Origin of the sequence: Nocardia sp. NPDC050710 (assembly GCF_040654375.1) — a bacterium.
Lineage (GTDB): Bacteria > Actinomycetota > Actinomycetes > Mycobacteriales > Mycobacteriaceae > Nocardia.
This window is the reverse complement of the sequence record NZ_JBFAHV010000005.1, coordinates 232,746-255,593: the sequence shown is the minus strand read 5'-3', so window position 1 is coordinate 255,593 and position 22,848 is coordinate 232,746. Positions and strand designations below refer to the sequence as shown.

Genomic DNA, 22,848 nt, shown 5'->3' with positions numbered 1-22,848 from the left:
TTTTCGGGCGTCAAGTCGGCCGGGCAGACGCGGGCACGGTTCGGCCGGGCTCGACGAGGAGGTTGCGATGAGCGTCGACGCCATCGGTGTTGTCGATAGCGAGCCGGGCTCGGCGCGCTTCCAGGGTCCGCCGCTGCCGAGCGCCGATCCGTTCCATCGGCCGCCGCGTGGTTTCGCGGCCCGCCCGGCGGGCACCATCCTGCGCAGCCGCAAGATCGAACTCGCCCTCTTCGGTGTGGTGCCGCAGCGGGTCTCGGCCTGGCAGCTGCTGTACCGCAGCTGCGATCTGCACGGCACCCCGGAGGCGGCGGTCACCACCGTACTGCTACCGGAGGGCGCCGACCCGTCCGAGGACCGCCCGCTCCTGTCGTTCCAGACCGCCATGGACGCGGTGGCCGAAAAGTGTTCGCCCTCCTACGCGTTGCGACGCGGCGCCAGGGCCATCGGCGCGGTCACCCAATTCGAATGGCTGCTCGTCGCCAACGCACTGCGGCGCGGCTGGGCGGTATCCATCGCCGATCACGAAGGCCCGCACGGTAATTTCGGCGCGCCACGTGAACCCGGCTATCGCGCCCTCGACGGCATCCGCGCCGCGCTCGACTTCGCACCCCTGGGCCTGCACGCCGACACCCAGGTCGCGGTGTGGGGTTACTCCGGCGGCGGTATGGCCAGTTCGTGGGCGGTCGAGATGGCGCCGACCTACGCACCGGAGCTCAATATCGTCGGCGCGGTGCTCGGCGCGCCGGTCGGCGATCCCGGACAGGTCTTCGAACGACTGAACGGCAGCAATTACGCGGGTCTGCCCGCCGTCGTCATCGCCGCCCTGCGCAGGCTCTACCCGGCGCTCGGCGCGGTCGTGCGCGACGAGCTCTCCCAGGACGGGCGCCGCTTCGTCGCCCGCGCCGAGAGTTCGACACCGGTCGGCGCCATCCTGGCGCTGGCCAATAAGAAGGTCGGCGACTACATGACCGGCCGCTCGCTCGACGAGATCCTCGCCGGCCCCGATTTCCGAGCCATGTTCGACGATCTGCGGCTGGGTAACTCGACCCCGAACTGCCCGTTGCTCGTGGTGCAGCCGGTACACGACCAGGTCATCCACATGGACGGGGTGGACGGCCAGGTCGCACGCTACCGACAGGGCGGCGCGACCGTCACCTATGTGCGCGACCGGCTCAGCGAGCATTTCTCGATGCTGGTGTTCGGCACCCCGATCAGCCTGGCGTGGCTCGCCGATCGGCTGGCGGGCGAACCGGCGACCGCCGACAGCGACACCACGGTCTGGTCGGTCCTGGCCTCTCCGACGGGTCTGCGGGGTCTGCTGGAGATGGCGACGACCACGGCCAAGGTGGTACTCGGACGGCCGCTGCGCCAGGAGACGGCGCCGCCGCCGCGGATCGCCCGCGAACGCGCCGCTTGACGAGTCGGATGCGACGGCAGCGACGCGCGATCTCGTGAGCACGCGGGCATTCGACGGGCAGGCGGAGAACTCGGGCGCGGGCCGGAAACGAGGTGGTCGAGGCGCTCGCGACCGGCGGAAATACGCGGAGAGGCGGACTAGCTTGCCGTGCCGAACCTCCGATGCTGGACAATGGATGCCGTGAACGACGCCGCCAACCACACTGCCGAGTCGGTTCCGGGGCCGCCGTCCACAGCCTCGGCTCCGCTGGAAGCAGGACGACGCTCCCCGACCGGCTCGCGCCTGTACCCACGGGTCACCAGCTTCCGGTCCCGCCGGGGCGCGCTGACCCCGAACCAGCAGCAATCCTGGGAACGCATGTGGCCGAAGATCGGCCGCGAGGTCGGCGACGAACCGCTGGACGCCGCCGCCTGGTTCGGGCGCGATGCCCCGCTGGTCATCGAGATCGGCTGCGGGACCGGCACCGCCACCGCGGCCATGGCCCAGGCCGAGCCGCATCTGAATCTGATCGGCATCGAGGTGTACCAGCCCGGCCTCGCCCAGCTGGTACAGCGGATCGAGCGCGATGGCATCGACAACATCCGGCTGCTGCGCGGCGATGCGGTCGATGTGCTGGAGCACATGATTGCCAAGGAATCGCTGACGGGTGTCCGCGTCTTCTTCCCCGATCCGTGGCCCAAGGCGCGCCATCACAAGCGGCGGCTATTGCAGCCCGCGACGCTCGCATTGATCGCCAGCCGGCTCAAACCGGGCGGTGTGTTGCATGTCGCGACCGACCACGCGGGTTACGCGGAACACATTGCCGAGGTCGGTGCGGCGGAACCGCTGTTCACCGGCCTGAACGAGACCACGGGCGGGGTCAGCGCGGAGCATCGCGACACCGCTCCGATCGGCTTCGACCGTCCCATCACGAAATTCGAGGGCAAGGCGCATCGCGCCGGAAGCGCCATCACCGAGTTCATATGGGGCAAGATCGAATGATGAGCGAGCGCAGCGAGCGACCAATTAGCTCAGCCGTCATGAATGTGCCGAGCGTCAGCGAGGCGCGGACATGACTGTGAGTGAGATTGCCCACGAGATCGTCGATGTTGTCGGGGAGGTGCACGGAACCGGATCGGAAGGTCTGGCCGGCGCCACCCCGGACGTGCGTCGAGTCCTGCTCGTCTGGGACGCACCGAACCTCGATATGGGTCTCGGCGCCATTCTGGGTGGCCGGCCCACCGCCGCCTATCGCCCCCGTTTCGACGCGCTCGGCCGCTGGCTGCTTGCGCGCACCGCCGAACTCTCGGTCGGCAGCGTCACCAGGGTCGAACCGGAAGCCACTGTCTTCACCAATATCGCGCCGGGCACCGCGGATGTCGTCCGGCCGTGGGTCGAGGCGCTGCGCAATGTCGGCTACGCAGTCTTCGCCAAACCCAAGATCGATGAAGATTCCGATGTCGATGCCGACATGCTGGCCCACATCGAACTACGTAGCCGCGGCGCCGGACTCGCGGGGATCATGGTCGCCTCGGCCGATGGACAGGCGTTCCGCGAACCGCTCGAGCAACTCGCCGCGCACGGAATCCCTGTTCAGGTATTGGGGTTCCGCGAGCACGCGAGTTGGGCGGTCACATCCGATACCCTCGAGTTCATAGATCTCGAGGATATCCCGGGCGTGTTTCGTGAACCGCTGCCCCGGGTCAGCCTCGATTCGCTGCCCGACGAGGGTGCTTGGCTGCAGCCATTCCGGCCGCTGTCGGCACTGCTCACCTCTCGCCCCGCTCAAGGAGTCGCTTAGTGTTCACACGCTGGGGCGATTTGGTCTACCGGCTGCGCTTCGCCGTTATCGGCGTGGTGGTGGCCGCCCTTCTGGCACTGGGCGGCTACGGCTTCGGTCTGGAAGACCATCTCAGCTCCAGCGGATGGGATGATCCTACGTCGGAATCCGCGCAGGCCGCACGGATTTCGGACGAGGCCTTCGGGCGCGATCACACCAGTGACGTGATCGTGCTGTACACCGCGCCCGAAGGCAGAACGATCGACGACCCGCAGTTCCGCCAGCAGGTCGTCGACAGTCTCAACAGCCTGCCGAAGGACCATCCGAACGAGATCGCCAAGATCAACGGCGCGTACTGGCAGACCGACACCGGTCCCGGCGTACCGCTGACCTTCGGCTCCAAGGACAAGAAGTACACCTTCGCTTCGGTCGCCATCGTCGGTGACAACGACACCGATATGGTCCGCAACTTCCGGAAAGTAAAGGACGTCTTCTACATTCCGGGCGTCGATGTGCAGGTCACCGGCCTGCAGGCGGTGGCGGGCACGCTGAACGACACCATGGCCGCGGACCAGAAGCGCATGGAGTTGCTGGCCATCCCGGCCGTCGCGGTCCTGCTGTTCTTCATCTTCGGCGGCCTGATCGCCGCGGGCCTGCCGCTGATCGTCGGCGGTCTGACGGTGGTCGGCGCCAACGGCATCATCATGTTCCTGACGAAGTTCACCGAGGTGAATTCCTTCGTCTCCGGCGTCGTTTCGATGATCGGCCTCGGTCTGGCCATCGACTACGGCCTGTTCATGGTCAGCCGATTCCGCGAGGAACTCGCCGAGGGCTACGACACCAGAGCCGCCGTGCGGCGCACGGTGATGACCGCGGGCCGCACCGTGGTGTTCTCGGCGACCATGATCATCGCGAGCCTCGGCGGCATGCTGCTCTTCCCGCAGGGATTCCTGAAATCGGTGGCCTACGGCACCATCGCCACGGTCTCGCTGGCCGCGCTGACCGCCATCACCATCCTGCCCGCCATGCTCGGCGTTCTCGGCCCGCGGGTGGATATGCTCGGGCTCAAGCGTTTCCGCAAGAACAAGACCGCGGACGAAGTCGAGAACGGCTTCTGGGGAAAGACCACCCAGTGGGTGATGAAGCACCCGTTGAAGATCGCCGTCCCGATCTGCATCGTGCTGCTGCTGTTGATCATTCCGGTGAAGAACCTGGCCTTCGGCGGCATCAACGAGCGATACCTGCCGCCGGACAATTCGACTCGCGTCGCGCTGCAGGAGTTCTACAAGATCTTCCCGCTGAAGAAGACCGACCCGGTCCAGCTGGTCTTCGTCTCCGAGAACAGCACCGATGTCGGCAAGGTCTGGAAGGAAGCCAACGAGGCGCCGGGGCTGACCGGCAATTTCGAAGTACCGCAACGGTCCACCACCGATAACAGCGTCTATCGCACCAGCGCGACGCTGGAGGATTCGGAGAACGCCGACCCGACCATCGACTACCTGCGGTCGCTCGAGCTACCCGACGACGTCACCATGTACGTCGGTGGCCAGCCGACGATCCAGAAGGACAGTATCGACGCGCTGCTCGACCGTATGCCGTTGATGATCGCGCTGGTCCTGTTCGTGACCACACTGCTGATGTTCCTCACCTTCGGATCGCTGGTGCTGCCCATCAAGGCCGCATTGATGAGCGCGCTGGGTCTCGGTTCCACCCTCGGCATCCTGACCTGGATCTTCGTCGACGGTCACGGGGCCGGGCTGCTGAATTTCACACCGCAGCCGATCATGTCGCCGGTCCTGGTGTTGATCATCGCCGTCATCTACGGTCTGTCCACCGACTACGAGGTCTTCCTGCTGTCGCGCATGGTCGAGGCGCGATCGCAGGGCGCCTCGACCACCGAGGCGGTACGCATCGGCACGGCGCAGACCGGCCGCATCATCACCGCGGCCGCGTTGATCCTGCTCGTGGTCGTCGGCGCGTTCGCCTTCTCCGACCTGGTGATGATGCAGTACATCGCCTACGGCCTCATCGCGGCGCTGTTCATCGACGCCACCATCCTGCGCATGCTGCTGGTGCCCGCCACCATGAAGCTGCTCGGCGACGACTGCTGGTGGGCGCCCACCTGGATGAAGCGGATCCAGGAGAAGATCGGCCTGGGCGAGCCCATCCTCGACGACGAACGCCCCGGCGGCGGCGAACTGGTCGACCTGGTCAAGACCACCCCGATCACCGATCCGGTCACCATGCAGATGCCCGCGCTGGAGGGCGGCAAGTTGCGCCGTTCGCCGCGCCGCCCGCGCACCATCGAGGAGATCGAGGCCGAGGCGCCGACCCAGCGTCTGGACAGCCTCGGCCCCAATGGATCCCGATCCGCGACGGACTCGGCCCGTCCCATAGGCACCTCCGCAGTGGCGACCCCGCACGATCCGACTCGGCCCCGGGCGACTCCACCGGATCCGACTCGGCCCTGGGCCGTTCCGGCGACGCCGTCCGCGGAACCGCAGCACGCCGTACCGCCCTCCGTGGAGCCGCCGCGCACGGTGCGGCCGCACGCGGATCCCGGTGTGCCGTCGGTCGATCCGGCGCGGGCGCCCTCGGCCGACTCCCTGCCTGCCACGGCACCGTCGGCCTATCTGCCACGTACCGCGTCCCCGTCCGCCGACTCCCTGCCCGCCACGGCACCGTCGGCCCACCTGTCACGCACCGTGCCACCGGCCCCGAGCGCACCCGCTCGGTCGGCCCCGGCCGAGCCGGAGCATCGTCCGGCGCATCACGCCGTACCGGAACCCGCCGTGGCCGAAACACCGGAAGAGAACCGCAGCAGCATCGAGAACTGGATGGCCGAGCTGCGATCCTCCCGCCGCCGGATCGTGACCAGCTCCGAGGAGGGCCGCCACCACGGCGGCGACGGCCGCACTGTCAGCGTCAACGAACTCCTCCGCCGCCGCGACCACGAATAGTCCCGTGCCGTCGCCTCGCACAGGCTGTGACCTGTACGAGGCGGACGCCGGTCGACGTGAGTGCGGTCAGGCTTCCGAGTGGGTCTCGGCGAAGGCCCGGGCGTAGCGGGTTCCTGCCAAGAGCAGCAGGACGCCGACCACCAGGAAGGCGGCTACCCGGACCAGGCCGTCGAGGGTGGCCAGGTCGAAGAGGAAGAGTTTGGCCAGAGCTGCCGCGGTGACCAGGAGACCCGAGCCGAGGGCCACCTTCGCGACGGCGTCCGAGCGGGACAGGTTGCGCAGACCGTAGAGCAGGGCGGCGGTCGCGGCGGCCATCCACAGGATGGTGGCGGCGCTGTGGCCGATGACGAAACCGTCCGCGGCGGCGGAGGTTACGCCGAGTGCGACCGTCGCGGCGGTCACCGCATAGAGTCCGATGGCGCTCGCGAATATCCAGAGCATGGATTCCTCGGTGTCGCCGCCCGACATATTCGGCAGCTTCCGCAGACCCCACACCGCGACCGCGACCACGGCTAGCGCCAGCACGGCCGCCAGCACCGTCGAAATATCCAGTCGCTGCTCCGCGAGCCGTTGTGTGGCAAGGGTTTCCGGGGTGGCATCGAGGAAGAAGACGATGGCGCCCAGTCCCGCGAACGCGGCGCCGATGCCCGCCGCGGCCCGGGAACGCCGCTGCCCGGCCACCCCGAGGTAGGCCACCGCCACGAGGAACAAGGCGATCGGCAGGGTCTGTACATCGGTCACCCCGAAGCAGACCTCCAGTAGTGCGAAGGAACCGGCGACCGCCGCCACGATCGCGGTATGACCCGGAATGCGCACCACCGCACGCAGTTTCGGAACCAGATTGGTTGTCGCCACCGCGAGCAGGACCGCGGCGAAACTCGCCGCGATCGCGACGGCCGCACCCCGCCCGAACAGCACCGGCGCGGCCAGCAGCGGGGTGGCCGCCAACCCGAGGGTCAGCGTGGCGGTCATATCCGAGGGACGCCGCCGTACCACCAGGATGGTTCCGATCAGACCGACCGCCGCGATGGCCACCGCTGCCGCGAGCAGCCAGTACTCACGCTCAGGCGCGGGCTCATCGAATCCCGCCACCGCGATACTGCCCAATGTCGCCAGCACCGCGGGCACCGTTCGCGTCACATGCAGGAACGGCCAGTCACGCACCAATTGCACCGGAAGGCAGGACAACTGGAGCACGATCAGGAACGCCAGGAGCACCAATTCCGAGGTCACCACCGGTGACAGCACGCCCGCACCGGCCACCACGAGGACCGCCAACGGCTGCGACTTCCACTCCATCGCCAGCGCGACGCCGCCCGCGGCCACGGCGAACGCCACCGCGAGCCCGAGCGCCGGATGCAGCCAGTCGTACATCGTGGTCACCGCGACAACATCGAGATAGGCGCCCGCGATGCCGGTGGCCGCCAAGGCGATTCCGCCGACCCTGCCGCCCGCGCGCCCGAATACGCGCAGGCCCGCGGCCACCAGAGCGACCGAGAATGCCGTCCCGGCAATGACTCTCGGCACCGGGCCGAAGAATCCGGCCTGCGCGGCGAGCACCAGCAGCATCACCACACCGATCAGGGTGACCCCGACGCCCGCGACCGCGAGAATCCGGCTGATCACGCCCTCCTGCTGCCACCACGGCGTGCGCGCGACGGCAGGGCCGCGCACCGGAGGCGCCGGAGGTCGCCAACCGGGCGGAGCCGTGCGCGGCGGTACGGGCACACCCCAGCGGACGCCTCCCGGCGGCATATGCACGGGACCGTAAGCGGCCGTGGGCATTCCGCCTACGGGGTGCAGCGCGGCAGGCGGCGGGACCGGCGCGGCAGACATTCTCGGGACACCCGGCGGAGGCGATGCGGTACCGGGTGCCATCGGCGCGGCAGCGTCCGCGGGTACGCCGGGCGGCTGCGGGACGGTCGACGACACCTGCGCCGGACCGGGCGGGGGCGCGGCCGCCCCGATATCGTCCGCCGAAGCCGTCGAGCCGGGAGCCTGTTCGCGCGCCACCACGGCGCCCTGCGCGCTCGCCAGTACCTGCGCCCGCAGCAGCTCGAGATCCTGCCCGAGCCCGGTCATCCGCGTCCCCAGCGCGGTGAACTCACCCGACAATCGCGTAATCAGCGCCGGGTCGATAGAGGTCGTCATAACACCATGTTCGGCCCCTCATCCGCACCGAACATGAGTAGAAACCCCTGGATAGCAGCAAATATCTACCCGACCGACCGGCCCGCACCCGAGTGATCGGTGCGGGCCGGTCACGCCGGGTGGCCTCAGGGGGTCGGAGCGCGCATGCCGGTCACCTGGTGCACGGCGCTGATCACCGCCGAGCGGGGCGGCATCCGCAACAGGCCGGGTACGGGTTCACCGGCCCAATGCCAACCGAGGGTCGAATCCGTGCTCGGTAGCAGGACGTTCCGCCCGGCGGGAACCACCGTGACGTGGTGTCCGGCCAGGGACCGCCGGACTGCGATCTCCACCGCGGTGGCCGGGCTGGGCGGAGTGACCAGGAAGGTCCAGGTGCGCTCGCCGGGGTCGGCCACCACCGGTGCGGTGAAGGTCCGGTCCAACGTCGCGAGCACCTTGCGGCCCAGTTCCGGGGGCATGACCAGGGCGCCGAGGATGGAACCGGTGGTGATCATCGGGCGGCCCGCGAGCAGTTGCACCGGCAGCCCGAACCGATCTCGGAGCAGGTGGGCGATGTCATGTGGGGTACGACAGCGTTCGAACATGATGCTCACCCCTCGCCACGTGCGATTGCCGGGCGGGCGAGCGTCATATGCCGCCGTGATAGCGAGTCGTGCGATCTGTCGACGCGCTGGGTGTCGCGCACCGGTCGATAAGCATGTGCATCCGGCTCGGTCGCGCGATCGGCGCGAGGAGCTCGCACGATGGTGTTCGGCATGGTAGTCATTGCCGCCGCCCTTTGCGTTCTCAAAGTTGCAGAAAGGCAACGGTATTCCAACCAGCAGAAAACGAGTCGTACGCAATGTCCCACTTCGGGTGAACGCAATCCCTTAGCGTCGTACCCTGAAACCCGGATGTAACAAAGGACATGGATACATGGACGATTCGTCGATCGGCGTGCGGATCCGGCGCTTCCGCGGCAAGGCACTCACGCAACGTCAACTTGCCGACCAAGCCGGGGTGAGTGTGGACCTCGTGCGCAAGCTCGAGCAGGGCGGACGCCAGACCGCCTCCATCGCGAGCCTGCAGAAGCTGGCGCGCGCGCTGGACGTGGACATCGCCGATCTGATCGGTCAACGCCACGGGATACCTTCCGGCAACCCCGACGCGGGCATCGTCGCCATCCGGCGCGCGTTGACCCCCGTTGACGATCTGCTCGGCGAACTCCCCGAGGAGCAAGCCATCAGCCTCGACGACGCCGGCCGCGCGGTCGATTACGCGTGGGGGGCGTACTGGGCCGGTCGCTACGAACTGCTCACCACCATCCTGCCGTCCGGGCTGACCCAACTGCGCGCGACCGTGCACGCGGCGCGCAACGGTTCGATCGCGCCCGCCAACGAGCTGATGGCCAGGATGTACTGGGTCACCGGCTGCACCCTGGTGCATCTCGGGCAGACCGATCCGGCGTTCCTGGCGATCCGGCAGGCGCTCGCCGCCGCCGAACAGGGCAATGACCCGTTGCTGCTGGCCACCATTCGCGGCTCGATCGCCTGGCAACTGCTGGTGCAGGGCCGCTATGACGAGTCACGCAAGGTCGCCCTGCGAGCGGCGGCGAATCTGGAGCCCGCGGGCGAGGTCAGCACCACGCATCTGTCGGCCTACGGTTCGCTGGTGTTGCAGGGCGCGACGGCCGCGGGCCGCGCCCAGAACGTGCCGGAGGCGCTGTCGCTCATCGAGGCGGCGGGCGAGGTCGCGCTGCGTATCGGCAGCGACCGGCAGGACTACGAAACCTATTTCGGCCCTTCGCAGGTCGTGATGCAGACGGTCGACGTGAACGTCTCCTCCGAGCGTTATCCCGAGGCACTGGCCGCCGCCTCGGAGATGCCGAGCAACGCTGGACTGCCGCAGGCCTCGCGCGCCCGGCACCTCACCGACACCGCGGTCGCGTGGAGCCGGACCGGCCAGTATCAGCGTGCCCTCGACGCCCTGCTGAACGCCGAACGGGTCGGCGGCGCCGACTGGATCAAGTACCAGTCACTGCCCCGCCACATCGTGTCCGAACTACTCGACCACGATCGCCGGGTCCCATTGCGCGCCTTCGCCCGCCGAATCGGCGTGAACGACTAACCCCGGCCACCGATCGCCGTCTCACCCGGCGTGGGCAGTCACGAACCGCTGACCCGCGCGATCGATGACCTCGTCCAGCACGTCGCGGGAACGGATGAGATCGGCGATCGTCCGGTTGATGCGGTCGCGTTCCGACCGCACCTGCACGTCGTCTTCGCGGACCCGGAAAACCCACTGTTCCAACAGATCCGCGCAATCTGGCCCGGCGTCCTCATCGCAAACCCCGACCTCGGCTGGGGCGTGCCGCTGCCCGCTGACGGCGGCAAGCGGGCAGCCGGACGCTGAGACTGTTACCAGGTCACTTCGGATAGTTCGATGTCGATCGGGAAGGGGCGATCGACCTTTACCCGGGTGCGGAATACACCGGTCGGGGCGTAGCCGCCCTCGGGGAGCAGTTCGAAGGTGTAGACGACGATCGCATTCGATTCGTTTTCCACGCGCCAGAAGCAGTGGATCCCGGCCTCGGCGTACTGGGCGGGCCGCAGCACACGGTCCTTGGTCTTGGTTCCGGGCGACATCACCTCGACCACGAGGTGGACGACGTCGGGTGGGAAGGACAGCGAGTCAGCGCTCACCGCTTCACGCGAGACAATCAACAGATCCGGTTCGGGGACCGTCGACCCCAGATCGATCACTTGCTCCGTGGCAACGACTACCTCCGTCGGCGCTATCGCCCGCAACGCGAATTTGAGAATATCGATGACCTCGTTGTGCCAGTGTGTCGACGGCGCCATCATCACGACTTCACCGTCCAGCAGCTCGAATCGAGCATCGACAACCTCCATCAGGCGGGGCAGATCACGAGCAGTGAACCCACCCTTGGGGGGTGTCGGTACCAGCACCATATGGCCCCGGATGGGTTCATCATGGTGCTGAGCGGCAGTCATATCAGGAGGCTACCCTTCCGGCCGATGAGGCCGCGAGGTAACGGCTTACTGTCCGAGGGGTTTGTGCCAGTGGGCGCGGAGGGGATGTTTGGCGGTGACCGAGCCGAAGCAGATGCGGCCGTGGACGACGAGGTGCAGGGGGCCGAGCGGTGGGCCGGTACGGACCTTGTTGTCGACGCTGGAACCGATGAGGTCGACGGCATCGAGGTCGACGGTGGCCTCGGCGGGGACGATGAGGTTGAGGGAACTGAAGTAATCGTCGACGCGCAGCTCCACCACCTGGGTGGACATGATGGCCTCGGTGAAATCCAGGGTGACGCCGGAGAACCAGTTGTTCAGACGCAGGGTCGGCGCCACCCGCCAGTGGCCGCGGCGGCTGACGCCGGATATGCGGGAGCGGATCACATTTCCGGGCGTCGCGACCGTCGGACGCGGCGGCCCCGGCATCGGGCGGCGCTGCTGGAACGAGCGCGCGGAGTTCACGAAATTCGTCGGCGGCGCGGCGGGCTGACCGATCAGCCGGACCCCGGGCAGGTCGATCAGGACGGCATTGAGTTCGCCGCGGGTCTTGGCGGCCAGCGCGGTATCCATGCGCTCGGTGAACTCACCGAGCGAGAGCATCCCGAGACCGACCGCACGCTGTAGCAATTCACCGACATGTTCGCGTTCGGCGTCGGAGACGCGCAGCTCACGGTCGCCCACGGCGCCGCCGCCACTGCCCACGGCGCCGCCGCCGTTGGATACCGATTCGGGGCCGCCCATGGATTCGAGATTACCGACGACCGGGCCGTCACAACATCAGGGCATTCCCGGATTCCGACGGCCGACGGGTACGCCGGAAGTCGCCCTCTCCGGCGCGCGAGTGGCCCTGTTACTCGAGCCCTTGTTCGATCGCATACCTGGTCAACTCGACCCGATTGGCCAGCTGCAATTTGCGCAATGTCGCCTGCACGTGGTTCTCCACGGTGCGATGGCTCAGCCCGAGGCGGGAGGCGATCTGCTTGGCGGACAAGCCCTTCGCCACCATGCGCAGCACCTCGGTTTCCCGGTCGGTGAGCGCGGGGCGGTGCGGTTCGTCGGGTTCGGTGGGCGCGGTCGCCATCCGGCGGTATTCACCGAGCACCAACCCCGCCAGTCCCGGCGTGAATACCGGCTGCCCGGCCGCGGTCGCGCGCACCGCATCGATCAGTTCGACGGCCGACGCGCTCTTCACCAGGTAGCCCGAGGCGCCCGCCTTGATTGCATCCAGCACGTCGTCGCGCTCCGCGGAGGCCGAGAGCACCAGCACCCGGGTCTGCGGCGATACCCGCAGCACCTCCGCGGTGGCCTGGGCCCCATTCCCGTCGGGCAACTGCATATCCATGAGCACCACCGCCGGCCGCACCGCCGCCGCTCGCCGGGTCGCGGCGGCGACCCCGTCCGCGGTCGCCGCCACCTCGAACCCGGCCTCGGTGAGATCGCGCGAGACGCCGTCGCGCCACATCGGGTGATCGTCCACGACCATCACCGAAATAGCTTCGACCGCACCGTCATCGGCCACTTCACACCTCCCGTGCCGTCATCCGTGCGCCCGCCCTGGCCCGAATCCACTTCATCGTGCCAGAAGATCACCGACATCCGAAGCGATCACACCTGGTCAGCCCACACCGACGACCACGTTCATCCGCGGGGCATCCGCAACTCCCATTCGACGCCCTCCCCCGAACCCTCGGTCAGCAGTTCCGCCGTACCCCCGAGTGCGGCTATCCGGCCGATAATGGACCGTGACACCCCCATCCGGCCCTCCGCCACGGCCTGCTCCAGCCTGCCCGGTTCGATCCCGACCCCATCGTCGCGCACGCTGACGATCAGTTCGTCACCGGTATCCTCCAGCAGCACATACGCTTTCGCTTCCGGACCGGCGTGCAACGCGACATTCGACAGCGCCGTCGCCACCGCCGCGGTGATCTCGTCGGCCGCCCAGCGGCCGACCCGCACCGGTTCGCCGGGGGTCGAAACGAATACCGTCGGAGTCGCGTGCACGGTCAACAGCGGCCGCAGGTCCACCTCGGAGCCGCCCGCGTCCGCGCGGACGCCCTGCTCGGAGATCAGCACCCGCAGCGCGACCTCCTGCTCACCGGCACGCTGCGCCAATTCCTCGGTGGGACCGCCGATTTCGCTGCCGCGCCGCTTGATGTAGCTGAGCACCTGTAGCACTCCGTCGTGCACTTCCCTGGCCAGCCGCTCGCGTTCCTCGGCGGCCGCGGTCAGCCGCACCGCCCGTTGCAGCTGTTCCTGGGCGCGCCGCGCGGTGTTGGCGGCCAGGCCGAGCGCCAAACCGACCGATACCAGCACCGGCATAGTCGCGTCCGCCCACACGTCCTGCCCCCATTGATCGCGCACCGTGATGATCACCATGGAGATCAGCACACCGGAGGCGATGCCGAGTATCGGCCCGCGCAGGATCGCCGCCGAGATCACCGCATTCGCCGCCCACATCGTGGTCGGCAGCGTCTGATGCCCGTGGTACCAGCCGTAATCCGCGACCAGGCGGGTCGCGCAGATCAGCCCGATCACCACGATGTGGTCGCCGATCACCACCCAGAACCGCACCCGCGCCACATTCGACACATGCCAGTGCGAGAGCAGCAGCGCCGAGATCCCGGACCACACCGCCATCAGCGCGATGAAGACCCAGCTCAGTCGTTGATTCTGGTAGTACGGCACCGAGGCGATCTGCTGGCCCACCGCATACAGCAGTGTGACCAGCCGAAACGCCTGCACCGCCCGCCACAGCGGTGCGGTCGCCGCATCGGCGGAGCTGAGCTCAGTCGTTCTTGTCGCCGTCATCGGGTCCCCCGTGCCCGTCCTCATCGGACCGCCGCAATGCCCCGCCCTCGTTGATCAGCAACGCCGCCACATCGAACCGGTCCGGATCCGGTTTGTCGGGTTCGGCGGCGTACAGCCGTCCCAACTCGCCGGTGTGCAGCTCCTCGAACGCCTCCTCGGGGCTGTCGGCCAGCAGCGACCGGATCGCCGTATTCATCACGGCCACGAACGGCACCGCGAGTAGACCTCCGGCGATGCCGCCGAGCACCACGCCTGCGGTGATGGCGAGCACCACCGCCAGCGGGTGGATGCTCACCGCCCGGCCGAGCAGCAGCGGTTGCAGCACATGACTTTCCAACTGCATCACCGCGATGATGATGCCGAGCACGATCAGCGCGGTGACCAGCCCCTTGGTCACCAGGGCGATGAAGACGGCGATGAACCCGGCCAGGAACGCACCGATGATCGGGATGAACGCGCTGATGAAGACGAGCGAGGCCAATGGCAGCGCCAGCGGCACCCCGAGAATCGCCAATCCGGCGCCGATACCGATGGCGTCGACCGCCGCCACCACCACCGTGGCCCGCACAAATCCGACCAAGGTCCCGAAGCCCAGCTCCCCGGCCACCCGAACCCGTTCCCGGTGCGCGGTCGGCACGATCCTGGTGACGAACTCCCAGATCTGATCGCCGCCGTACAGGAAGAAGATGAGGATGAACAGTGTCAGGAAGGTGCCGGTGAGGATGTGGCCGATCACCGTCGCGGTGGTGAGCGCCCCGCTGGTGACACTGTCCTGATTGGATTGGATCATCTTGACGATCGTGTCGCCCGCATTGCGGATCTGCTCATTACTCAGCTGCGGCGGCCCATTGATCAGCCAGTCCTGGATCTTGTGGATGCTGTCGGTGATTTCATCGGACAGCTGCGGCACACCGTCGACGAACTGCTCCACGACAAAGGTCATAATGCCGGCGACCAGGCCGAGTGATCCGACCAGTGCGACGAAAACCCCCACCCAGCGCGGCACGCCGAGCCGCTGCATCCAATCCACCAGCGGCGCCAGCAGCGCCGCCGCCAGCAGCGCGATGGCCAGCGGCATCACCACCGTCGCCAGCCGCTGGATCACCACGGTCAGCACATACCCCGCGGCAAAGATGACCAGTAGCCGCCACGACCACTCCGCCCCCTGCCGGACCAGTGGATGCACCGCGTCCGCGGCGCTGGTGCTGCGCGCCGCACTCTGCTTCTGGTCACTCACCTCAGCGAGCCTAATCGTCACGGGCCGCCGGGGGCCCGTCCCGGACTCGGCGCCAGGCGCGACCGTGCAGAACCGCCGCCAACATGCTCACATGATCGAAACGCTAGATTGGTGCTCGTGTCGGCGCCTCTGGAAGCGGTCAAACAGACCATGCGAACGCGCTGGCCGCTGTACCTGACATCGATGCTGTTGGCCAACGCCTTCGGCGCGGTGCTGGTGTGGGCGTTCATCCAATATGGACTCCCGGTTCCGGAAGGGGAGGCGGCCGGTGCCAGGCGCATCGGGCTGCTCGTCCCGGCCCTGGTGTTCATTACCGGCGGCCTGCTCAGCCTGGCCGCGTCGGCGTTGATGCTGCGCCCGGTGATGCGCTGGCAGATGCGCGGCGGCCCGCCGAGTCGTCAGGAACAGATGGCCGCGCTGCACGCGCCGCTGCGTCAGGCCATCGTGCACCTGGTGTTGTGGCTGGTCGGCGGCGCGGTGCTGGCCGCGCTCATCATCTCCGGGACCCCGGAGCTGGCGGGCGCCGTCATCGTCACCGAATGTATGGCCGCCACCATCGTCTTCGGCTTCACCTACATGCTCGGTGAACGCATCCTGCGTCCGGTCGCCGCCGAGGCGCTGACCAAGGGCACCTTCGACCACACGCTGACCGCGGGTGTCGGCACCCGGATGGCGATGACCTGGGGCATGGGTACGTTCGCCCCGACCATCGCCATCGTGCTGCTGTGCGTGACCCAGATCACCTCGGAGGTGAAGTTCTCGGCGCAGTCGCTGGCCATCTCCATCCTGCTGCTGACCGGCGTGGTGATCATGCAGGCGCTGGCGCTGTCCATGCTCACCGGATCCAGCATTTCCGATCCGGTACGCCAGCTCAGCCAGGCCATCGACCGGGTGCAGGAGGGTGCACGCGACGTCCAGGTCGAGGTGTTCGATGGCAGTGAGATCGGACTGCTACAGGTCGGGTTCAACCGGATGATGGAGGAAGCCGCCAAGCGCAGGCAACTGCAGGAGCTCTTCGGCCAGCATGTCGGCGAGGAGGTCGCGCAGCGGGCGCTGGACTACGGCACCGAACTGGGCGGGGAGACGCGGTTCGTCGCCGTGTTGTTCGTGGATATGGTCGGATCCACCGCGACAGCGGCCGAGCGTCCGCCGACCGAGGTGGTCAGCCTGCTCAACGAGTTCTTCCGGGTCGTCGTCGACGTGATCGACCGGCACCACGGATTCGTCAACAAATTCGTCGGCGATGCCGCGCTGGCCATCTTCGGCGCGCCGCTGGATCGGCCGGACGCGCCGACCGCCGCCCTGGCCGCGGGCCGCGAACTGCGCGAGGCGCTGCGCGAGGTGCCCGGCCTCGATATCGGCATCGGGGTTTCCGCTGGTCTTGCCGTCGCCGGAAATATCGGCGCCGCAAATCGTTTCGAATACACGGTGATCGGGGACCCGGTCAATGAGGCATCGCGATTGACCGAACTGGCCAAGGATCGACCGGGCCGGGTACTCGCTTCGGGCAGCGCGCTGTACTTCGCCGATGAAAGCGAGCAGGACTTTTGGATATCCGGCGACGAGGTACAGCTGCGCGGCAGGCGCCGAAAAACTCGTTTGGCCTGGCCGAAGGATGGCGCGGTGACACCGGAGGCAGACGAGGAGGCGGCGGTTTACGTCACCACCGAGAGTCAGGGAAGCGCCGCGGAGTAGGCGCGAGCCACATGCGGCGATACAGACGGCGAAACAATCGGTTCGTTAGGCTGACCGCGTGACGGCCAACGGGGAACTAGCGGGCGAGCCTGCGGAGCGGCCGCCCACATCCGGCAAGGGCCGCGGTAAATTCTGGTGGGCGAAATGGGTTGTCGGCAGTGCCCTGGCGGCCCTGCTGATCGGCGAGGCCGTGTACCTGTGGCCGCGCCTGCACGAATCCTGGCAGAGTCTCACCGAAATTCATTGGGGATGGCTCGCGGCCTGCATTTGGCTTCAAACACTGTCGATGAGCGGATTCGGCCGCGTACAGAAACAACTGCTGAACGCGGGCGGCGTCGAGGTCGGTCAGCGTAAATCGGTCGCGGTGGTCTACGGCGCCACCGCGATGTCGGTGACACTGCCCGCGGGCCAGGTATTTTCCACCGCCTTCACCTACCGGCAGACCCGCCGCTGGGGTGCCAGCCCGATCGTGGCCTCCTGGCAGCTGGTGATGTCCGGGGTGGTCGCGACCGCCGGGCTGGCACTGCTCGGAGTCGGCGGCGCACTGCTGGTCGGCAACCATGTCGGCCCCTTCAAATTGATCCTGTCGCTGGCGGGCGTGGTCGCGCTGGTGTGGGCGGGCAACTACATCTCGAGTAACCCGGGCGCGCTGGAGACGGTCCTGCGCCGGGCGCTCGCGCTGATCAACCGCGTGCGCAAACGCCCACCCGAATACGGCATGAACAAGGTCGCCGACGTGCTGAGCCAGCTCGAGTCGGTGGACCTCGGCAAACGCGACGGCGCACTGGTCGCGGTCTGGGCGGTGGTGCACCGCTTCGCCGATGTCGCCTGCCTCGGCGCCGCCTGTTACGCGGTGGGCGCCGAGCCCAAACTGGCCGGGTTGCTCCTCGCCTTCGCCGCGGGCAAGGCTGTCGGCTCCATCCCCTTCGCGCCCGGCGGCATCGTCTACGTCGACGCGACCCTGATCTACGGCCTCACCGCCGCCGCCGGACTGCCCGCCGCGCAGGCGGTCGCCGCCGCATTCGTATACCGCCTGGTGAGTTTCATCCTGGTGGCCATCATCGGCTGGATCGTCTTCGCCTTCGTATTCCGCACCCCGCAGGCCGACGACGCGGAGTTCGAGAAGGAATTCGAACAGCGACGGACGCTGTAACTTAGGGGTTCCGGTAGTAAATCACCGAAAATCCAACGCAGTTCTCGTAGTTCCTGGTCGGGCGCGGTGCGGTGCGGCTATGGGGTCGTGTTGTTGAGGTGGCGGTAGATGGTGGCGCGGGTGACGCCGAATTCGACGGCGATCTGGTTGACGGCGTTTGCCGTCGTCGCCGACGCGTGGCCCGAGTTTCGGCTTCTTCCCGCCGGTTCGTCCGCGGGCTCGGGCGGCGGCTAGGCAGTCGCGGGTGCGTTCGCTCATGAGGGCGTGCTCGAATTCGTTGTGGTTGAGATCGACGACGACCAGCATGTGCTCATCGAGACGACACACCCCACCGCGCCGCGCCCGAGCGATGTCGTAGGTGATGCCGCAGGCCCATCCGGGTCAGGCCAGGTTCGTCGAGTGCGCCAGCAGCACCGCGATCAGGTTCCGCTCGAGCTCCGGGGTGCGGGTGGTCTGGCCGCCGGCGTGGGTGAAGCAGTCCAGGTAGCCGGTGCGTTTGTCCAGCTCGATCAGCAGCGACACGATCGGCGCGAACGGCAGCATCTCGGTCAGCTCGGCTTTGAGCGAGATCGACTCGGCCGGAACATCTTCGGCACTCAGCGGCGAGATCACCAGATCCCCGCCCTCGTCCACCCGCACCGGTCCCTCGCCTTCGGCCAGCACGGCCTCGAGCTCCCCGAACGCGGTGTGCAGCTCCTCGACGACCGCGGCCAGGGCGATGCCGGGATCATCGGATCGTCAGACCAGGCGGCAGAACTCATCCGGTTGAGCAGCTGCTGCCACGGCAGCTAGGCGATGATCAACCTGTGTCGGCCATCCCCTCATTTTCGTGTCGAAAACCGGACTCTACGCTGGTCACGGCCCGAGGATCGCCCGGATCTGGTCGGCGGCGCGGCGCGCGGTCGCCTCGTCGACGATCGCGATCGGTTCCTCGGCGCCGGTGAACCAGCCGGGTCCGACCGTGAAGGGTGCGCCGGTGAGTGCGACGCCGACCGGCCCGAGGTCGCAGATGATCGCGTCGCCGGACAGTGGATCGGTGACTACTTCGACGATGACGAACTGGCGTCGGATGCGGTTGTAGTCGTCGCTGGACACGATCAGGCACAGCATCCCGCCGGGCAGGATCGAGCCCGACGGGGCGTTCCAGACCTCGCCGAATCGGGGTATCGCCATCAGCTGGCCGCGCGGCGCTGTGTGATCAGGGCTGCGGTGACCGCGCTGGCCCGGTCCGGGGTGTGCCCGGCGGCGTTGAGCGTGGCGCTGTCGGCGGCGAGGCGGCGCCGGTGGTCGTCGCGGCGCACCAGCCGCGCGAGGTAGGCCGAGCGGTCCAGGCCTTCCTCCTCGGCGCGGCGCGCGAGGATCTCCAGGGTCTCGTCGTCGAAACTCACCGATGTCTTCCGTCCAGCCATACCGCCGAGCGTACCGCCGACGGCGGTAGATGCTCGCGAAAACCGACACCGAACCAAGGTTTGGAGACCCCCGACCAGCCGCAGGTGCGTGACACAGGGTCCGACACCCCAGGCGCCGCCGAGGTGTGGCTACCTCCCGGAGCCACACCCCCGCAGCGGTCACGAGGCCACAATGACGATGCCGTACAGGATGGACAGCACGCCGACCGCGCCGACGAACCCAATGGAACCCTGCCGGATGGCCGTGGTCCAACGGTCCCCGTCGTGGCGGGACAGCAGCACGGACACGGCCGCGGTCAGCAGACCGAGCAAAAGGATGATCAGGCCCGCCAGGACGTGGAGCACGGCGGTGGTGGAGATGGTCATGATGTTCCGTTCGGTTGTGGTTGCCCCGGACGGGTGAGGTCACCGGATGGCGCCCCGAGGTCCCGTTCGGATGGATCGATCAGAACGCTATCGGCGCCGAATTTCGGTGTTGCAGTGCAAAACTCGCAGGTGGCGAGACCTGGGAGGTGAGCGGTGCGAGGCTGCAACACGTACGGGTGTTCCTTCATCGAGCCAGCCTCTCGCGGTCGGCCATCCGGTAAAGTGCCAGGTCATACCATTATAGAGTTACAGTATAGCCAGTGTAGAGTATTAGCTATGGTGGGCAAGGTGCGGATCACGCTTCAGACTCTGCAGGTTCTGCAGGCGCTGCTAGATCGCCCTGCGGACGAGCATTACGGCCTCAAGATCTCGGAGAACTCCGGCCTGCCGACCGGCAGCATCTACCCGATCTTGACGCGCCTGGAGACTGCCGGTTGGGTCAGCAGCGACTGGGAAGACATCGACGAGTCGGCCGAAGGACGCCGACGGCGGCGTTACTACCGGCTAACCGACCCGGGGGCGAGGTTGGCGCGCGAGGAGATCGAGCAGGCGCACAATCAGCTGTCGCCCAGAGCGTCACGACGCCCTGACTGGCTGCCAGCACGTTCCAACACCGGGGGAGCGTTGGCATGAGACGGAACCGCCGGGTGCTGGCCTCATGGCTGAGTCGGACACTGATCACCGTCGCGCTGTTGTTCTTGCCCGCGGCTCGCAGAGCTCGCTTCCTGACGGAATGGACTGCCGAGCTGGACATGATGCGGCAGGAAGGTATCCCCACTCTTCGCCCTGCCCTTCGGATCGCCCTTGGCGCCCCCGAGATGGGTCGTGTCCTGCGTGCGGCCGACCGCCGAAACGCGACGGTGGCGGATGAGCCAACGATCGACGACCTCTACATGGACGACTTACAACCCATAAACCCGTGGAGCAAGAGGACTTTCGACTTCCTCTTTGCGCTGGCCGTCCTTGTGACCATCGCACCAACGATGTTCGCGATCGCGATCGCGATCAAAATGACCAGCAAAGGGCCTGTGTTCTATCGATCGGAGCGAATCGGCTTGTCCGGCAAGCCGTTCCACATGCTCAAGTTCCGCAGCATGCGGCTCGACGCCGATGTAATGGTCGCCGAACTCATCGAGTCGAACGATGGCGACCCGATCTTCTCCAGGATGAAGGACGACCCGAGGGTCACCCCAATCGGGAAGGTGATCCGAAAGCACAGCCTCGACGAGCTCCCTCAGTTCATCAGCGTGCTTCAAGGCCGGATGAGCATAGTCGGCCCACGACCCCATTTTCAGCGCGACGTCGATTCGTACAACCGCGAAACGCGGCGCAGGCTACTAGTGAAGCCAGGTGTCACCGGGCTGTGGCAGGTGAGCGGACGATCCGACCTTTCGCTCGAGGATGCAGTCCGACTGGATCTGTCCTACGTCGAGAACTGGTCGATGACCCTCGATCTGCTCCTTATCGCGAAAACGATCGGCGCAGTCGCCCGCGCCGAGGGCGCGTACTGACGGCCTCTGCCGCCGGAAGTGGGCTGTGTCCGGCGGCAGGGCTTTCGCGAGGGTGTTGAGAATTTCCCACCGCCTGCTCGCCATACCCGGATACACTTCCGGTATGGCGAGAGAACGGCGGACGCGGAAGGTCACGATCACGGTCCCCGAGGAAATCGCGGACACCCTCGACCAGTGGCGCGACGGTGGGCGGATCACCTCGGTGTCGGCGTTCGTCTCCGAATCGGTGCAGGCCCGCATGGACCGGGAACGGTCCCTGGCCACGATCGAGGCCGTCTACGGTGGTCGCCCACCCCTGGACATGATCAACCACGGCCGCGAACTCCTCGGCCTACCGCCACTCCCCGCTGACGAACGCGCTTCCGGCGCCGCGTGAGCGCGCCCGCTCTGTCCGGGGTCGTTCTCGACCTCGAGGCGGTGCGCGGCTGGTGCCGCCGAGACCCGTACCCGCACGCGATCACGTGGGCGTGCGCCGAATCAGGCAGCACCATCGTGCTCCCGGCCGCGGTGCTGAGCGCCGCTCGTGCTCTGGTGCCCTCCGATCAGATCGATATCCTCGCCGCGCTGGTCACGCTGCCGCACACCGTCATCCCCGACCTCGATCGGAATTCGGCCGCCGACGTCGGGGCGCTACTGGCCGGACGCCGCGACGCCGACACACTGATCTCAGCCGCACACGCCACGCACGAAGGCATCGCCCGCGGCTGGCACGTTCTCACGGCCCGCGCCGCGGTCCTCACCGGAATAGACAGCGCGGTACTCACCGACACCATCCCCTGATAGCTCCGAACAGCGAGAAGGGCACCGCCGGTCGAGGGGCCCTTCTCGCTGTGGGTTGGGGTCGCCGTAGCATCGGCGCAAAAAGCAGCGGGCTGTCGACCACCCCAGTTCGGCAGCGCCCGCGGTACCTGGTGACTGAACAGGGACAGTGTCGGAACCGACGCTGTTCGCACGCCCCACTACGCTTGCGCCCGTGAAGAAACTGGTGCCATTGGTGGTCGACCTGCTGTTGGTGATCCTGTTCTGCATTATCGGCAGGCGCAGCCACGACGAGGCGATCCTCACCGGTTTGCTGAAGACGCTGTGGCCTTTCGCGATCGGGCTCGCGATCGGCTGGGTGGTGGCATTGGCCGCGGCGAGCCGGATATTCGGCGAGACGGGACGCGACGCGCGCTTCGACGGAACGGCGCTGTGGCCCACCGGAGTACTGGTCTGGCTCGGCACCCTCTGCGGCGGCATGCTGCTGCGCGTGATCAGTGGTCAGGGCACGGCGCTCAGCTTCATCGTGGTGGCGGCGACCGTACTCGCGCTCTTCCTGCTCGGCTGGCGTGCCGCGATCAAAGCGTTGAATTGATTCCGAGGCCGGGG

At 67.5% G+C, this 22,848-nt stretch carries 24 protein-coding genes and 1 pseudogene; 13 read left to right on the top strand and 12 right to left on the bottom strand.

What is annotated here, in order from left to right; genetic code table 11:
* Positions 1-67 precede the first annotated feature (67 nt).
* The 4 genes from AB0H61_RS13065 to AB0H61_RS13050 all read left to right on the top strand — a co-directional run bounded on the left by AB0H61_RS13065 (position 68) and on the right by AB0H61_RS13050 (position 6,136).
* Positions 68-1,417, top strand: coding sequence for a lipase family protein (locus AB0H61_RS13065; RefSeq protein ID WP_357302913.1), 1,350 nt, complete (start codon positions 68-70; stop codon positions 1,415-1,417).
* A gap of 171 nt (positions 1,418-1,588) precedes the next feature.
* Positions 1,589-2,398, top strand: coding sequence for a tRNA (guanosine(46)-N7)-methyltransferase TrmB (trmB, locus tag AB0H61_RS13060; protein ID WP_357302911.1), 810 nt, complete (start codon positions 1,589-1,591; stop codon positions 2,396-2,398).
* Positions 2,399-2,468: 70 nt separating this feature from the next.
* Positions 2,469-3,197: an NYN domain-containing protein gene (locus tag AB0H61_RS13055; RefSeq protein WP_357302908.1), complete on the top strand. Its 729-nt coding sequence runs from the start codon at positions 2,469-2,471 to the stop codon at positions 3,195-3,197.
* Complete coding sequence (locus AB0H61_RS13050; RefSeq protein ID WP_357302905.1) at positions 3,197-6,136, top strand: MMPL family transporter; 2,940 nt, start codon at positions 3,197-3,199, stop codon at positions 6,134-6,136. Before AB0H61_RS13055 ends, AB0H61_RS13050 begins: the two co-directional genes overlap by 1 nt.
* A gap of 66 nt (positions 6,137-6,202) precedes the next feature.
* Here AB0H61_RS13050 and AB0H61_RS13045 read toward each other — a convergent pair whose 3' ends face one another.
* Complete coding sequence (locus AB0H61_RS13045) at positions 6,203-8,287, bottom strand: DUF2339 domain-containing protein (protein WP_357302902.1); 2,085 nt, start codon at positions 8,285-8,287, stop codon at positions 6,203-6,205.
* Between the two features lie 125 nt (positions 8,288-8,412).
* On the bottom strand, positions 8,413-8,871 hold the full coding sequence (locus AB0H61_RS13040) for a hypothetical protein (protein ID WP_357302900.1): 459 nt from the start codon (positions 8,869-8,871) through the stop codon (positions 8,413-8,415).
* A gap of 331 nt (positions 8,872-9,202) precedes the next feature.
* Between AB0H61_RS13040 and AB0H61_RS13035 the strand changes: the two genes are divergently transcribed.
* Entirely contained in the window at positions 9,203-10,393 is a 1,191-nt protein-coding gene (locus tag AB0H61_RS13035; protein WP_357302898.1) for a helix-turn-helix domain-containing protein, read from the top strand.
* Between the two features lie 30 nt (positions 10,394-10,423).
* A complete protein-coding gene (locus tag AB0H61_RS13030) occupies positions 10,424-10,678 on the top strand; it encodes a hypothetical protein (protein WP_357302895.1) in 255 nt (84 codons plus the stop codon).
* A 5-nt stretch (positions 10,679-10,683) separates the two neighbouring features.
* Here the strand turns inward: AB0H61_RS13030 and AB0H61_RS13025 are convergent, their stop codons facing one another.
* From AB0H61_RS13025 to AB0H61_RS13005, 5 genes are all read right to left on the bottom strand, one after another.
* Entirely contained in the window at positions 10,684-11,280 is a 597-nt protein-coding gene (locus tag AB0H61_RS13025) for a Uma2 family endonuclease (RefSeq protein ID WP_357302893.1), read from the bottom strand.
* 45 nt (positions 11,281-11,325) lie between these two features.
* Positions 11,326-11,982 carry a DUF1707 domain-containing protein gene (locus AB0H61_RS13020; RefSeq protein ID WP_357303205.1) on the bottom strand — a complete coding sequence of 219 codons (657 nt, stop codon included), beginning with the start codon at positions 11,980-11,982 and terminating at the stop codon, positions 11,326-11,328.
* Positions 11,983-12,151: 169 nt separating this feature from the next.
* Positions 12,152-12,784 carry a response regulator transcription factor gene (locus AB0H61_RS13015; protein WP_357303203.1) on the bottom strand — a complete coding sequence of 211 codons (633 nt, stop codon included), beginning with the start codon at positions 12,782-12,784 and terminating at the stop codon, positions 12,152-12,154.
* A 155-nt stretch (positions 12,785-12,939) separates the two neighbouring features.
* Positions 12,940-14,109 (bottom strand): DUF5931 domain-containing protein, encoded by a 1,170-nt coding sequence (locus tag AB0H61_RS13010; RefSeq protein ID WP_357302890.1) that lies wholly within the window; start codon positions 14,107-14,109, stop codon positions 12,940-12,942.
* On the bottom strand, positions 14,087-15,346 hold the full coding sequence (locus AB0H61_RS13005; protein WP_357302887.1) for an AI-2E family transporter: 1,260 nt from the start codon (positions 15,344-15,346) through the stop codon (positions 14,087-14,089). Before AB0H61_RS13005 ends, AB0H61_RS13010 begins: the two co-directional genes overlap by 23 nt.
* A 150-nt stretch (positions 15,347-15,496) precedes the next feature.
* Between AB0H61_RS13005 and AB0H61_RS13000 the strand changes: the two genes are divergently transcribed.
* A complete protein-coding gene (locus AB0H61_RS13000; RefSeq protein WP_357303200.1) occupies positions 15,497-17,041 on the top strand; it encodes an adenylate/guanylate cyclase domain-containing protein in 1,545 nt (514 codons plus the stop codon).
* 58 nt (positions 17,042-17,099) lie between these two features.
* Positions 17,100-18,194: a YbhN family protein gene (locus AB0H61_RS12995; protein WP_357302885.1), complete on the top strand. Its 1,095-nt coding sequence runs from the start codon at positions 17,100-17,102 to the stop codon at positions 18,192-18,194.
* 77 nt (positions 18,195-18,271) lie between these two features.
* Here the strand turns inward: AB0H61_RS12995 and AB0H61_RS12990 are convergent, their stop codons facing one another.
* The 5 genes and pseudogenes from AB0H61_RS12990 to AB0H61_RS12970 all read right to left on the bottom strand — a co-directional run bounded on the left by AB0H61_RS12990 (position 18,272) and on the right by AB0H61_RS12970 (position 19,969).
* Positions 18,272-18,337 (bottom strand): hypothetical protein, encoded by a 66-nt coding sequence (locus AB0H61_RS12990; protein ID WP_357303197.1) that lies wholly within the window; start codon positions 18,335-18,337, stop codon positions 18,272-18,274.
* 244 nt (positions 18,338-18,581) lie between these two features.
* Positions 18,582-18,953 (bottom strand): annotated as a pseudogene (locus tag AB0H61_RS12985) (Tn3 family transposase); the annotation flags it as partial.
* A gap of 96 nt (positions 18,954-19,049) precedes the next feature.
* A complete protein-coding gene (locus AB0H61_RS12980; protein WP_357302882.1) occupies positions 19,050-19,367 on the bottom strand; it encodes a hypothetical protein in 318 nt (105 codons plus the stop codon).
* Positions 19,367-19,603 (bottom strand): hypothetical protein, encoded by a 237-nt coding sequence (locus AB0H61_RS12975; protein ID WP_357302879.1) that lies wholly within the window; start codon positions 19,601-19,603, stop codon positions 19,367-19,369. The genes AB0H61_RS12980 and AB0H61_RS12975 overlap by 1 nt, the downstream gene beginning before the upstream one ends.
* A gap of 159 nt (positions 19,604-19,762) precedes the next feature.
* A complete protein-coding gene (locus tag AB0H61_RS12970; RefSeq protein WP_357302877.1) occupies positions 19,763-19,969 on the bottom strand; it encodes a hypothetical protein in 207 nt (68 codons plus the stop codon).
* A gap of 276 nt (positions 19,970-20,245) precedes the next feature.
* Here AB0H61_RS12970 and AB0H61_RS12965 point away from each other — a divergent pair, with 276 nt between their 5' ends.
* The 5 genes from AB0H61_RS12965 to AB0H61_RS12945 all read left to right on the top strand — a co-directional run bounded on the left by AB0H61_RS12965 (position 20,246) and on the right by AB0H61_RS12945 (position 22,834).
* On the top strand, positions 20,246-20,602 hold the full coding sequence (locus tag AB0H61_RS12965) for a helix-turn-helix transcriptional regulator (protein ID WP_357302874.1): 357 nt from the start codon (positions 20,246-20,248) through the stop codon (positions 20,600-20,602).
* Positions 20,599-21,480, top strand: a complete 882-nt coding sequence (locus AB0H61_RS12960; protein ID WP_357302872.1) for a sugar transferase — start codon at positions 20,599-20,601, stop codon at positions 21,478-21,480. The genes AB0H61_RS12965 and AB0H61_RS12960 overlap by 4 nt, the downstream gene beginning before the upstream one ends.
* 103 nt (positions 21,481-21,583) lie before the next feature.
* The gene (locus AB0H61_RS12955; protein WP_357302869.1) at positions 21,584-21,856 is read left to right on the top strand and encodes a hypothetical protein; all 273 of its coding nucleotides are present in this window, start codon (positions 21,584-21,586) and stop codon (positions 21,854-21,856) included.
* A complete protein-coding gene (locus AB0H61_RS12950; protein ID WP_357302867.1) occupies positions 21,853-22,260 on the top strand; it encodes a hypothetical protein in 408 nt (135 codons plus the stop codon). The genes AB0H61_RS12955 and AB0H61_RS12950 overlap by 4 nt, the downstream gene beginning before the upstream one ends.
* 193 nt (positions 22,261-22,453) lie before the next feature.
* On the top strand, positions 22,454-22,834 hold the full coding sequence (locus AB0H61_RS12945) for a DUF3054 domain-containing protein (protein WP_357302864.1): 381 nt from the start codon (positions 22,454-22,456) through the stop codon (positions 22,832-22,834).
* Positions 22,835-22,848 lie beyond the last annotated feature (14 nt).

Bases quoted from the DNA above. Each gene is read 5' to 3' on its own strand.
- AB0H61_RS13065 (WP_357302913.1), top strand. From the start codon at position 68: ATGAGCGTCGACGCCATCGGTGTTGTCGATAGCGAGCCGGGCTCGGCG.
- trmB (WP_357302911.1), top strand. From the start codon at position 1,589: ATGGATGCCGTGAACGACGCCGCCAACCACACTGCCGAGTCGGTTCCG.
- AB0H61_RS13055 (WP_357302908.1), top strand. From the start codon at position 2,469: ATGACTGTGAGTGAGATTGCCCACGAGATCGTCGATGTTGTCGGGGAG.
- AB0H61_RS13045 (WP_357302902.1), bottom strand. From the start codon at position 8,287: ATGACGACCTCTATCGACCCGGCGCTGATTACGCGATTGTCGGGTGAG.
- AB0H61_RS13040 (WP_357302900.1), bottom strand. From the start codon at position 8,871: ATGTTCGAACGCTGTCGTACCCCACATGACATCGCCCACCTGCTCCGA.
- AB0H61_RS13035 (WP_357302898.1), top strand. From the start codon at position 9,203: ATGGACGATTCGTCGATCGGCGTGCGGATCCGGCGCTTCCGCGGCAAG.
- AB0H61_RS13025 (WP_357302893.1), bottom strand. From the start codon at position 11,280: ATGACTGCCGCTCAGCACCATGATGAACCCATCCGGGGCCATATGGTG.
- AB0H61_RS13015 (WP_357303203.1), bottom strand. From the start codon at position 12,784: ATGGTCGTGGACGATCACCCGATGTGGCGCGACGGCGTCTCGCGCGAT.
- AB0H61_RS13010 (WP_357302890.1), bottom strand. From the start codon at position 14,109: ATGACGGCGACAAGAACGACTGAGCTCAGCTCCGCCGATGCGGCGACC.
- AB0H61_RS13000 (WP_357303200.1), top strand. From the start codon at position 15,497: ATGCGAACGCGCTGGCCGCTGTACCTGACATCGATGCTGTTGGCCAAC.
- AB0H61_RS12980 (WP_357302882.1), bottom strand. From the start codon at position 19,367: ATGGCGATACCCCGATTCGGCGAGGTCTGGAACGCCCCGTCGGGCTCG.
- AB0H61_RS12975 (WP_357302879.1), bottom strand. From the start codon at position 19,603: ATGGCTGGACGGAAGACATCGGTGAGTTTCGACGACGAGACCCTGGAG.
- AB0H61_RS12970 (WP_357302877.1), bottom strand. From the start codon at position 19,969: ATGACCATCTCCACCACCGCCGTGCTCCACGTCCTGGCGGGCCTGATC.
- AB0H61_RS12965 (WP_357302874.1), top strand. From the start codon at position 20,246: ATGGTGGGCAAGGTGCGGATCACGCTTCAGACTCTGCAGGTTCTGCAG.
- AB0H61_RS12960 (WP_357302872.1), top strand. From the start codon at position 20,599: ATGAGACGGAACCGCCGGGTGCTGGCCTCATGGCTGAGTCGGACACTG.
- AB0H61_RS12955 (WP_357302869.1), top strand. From the start codon at position 21,584: ATGGCGAGAGAACGGCGGACGCGGAAGGTCACGATCACGGTCCCCGAG.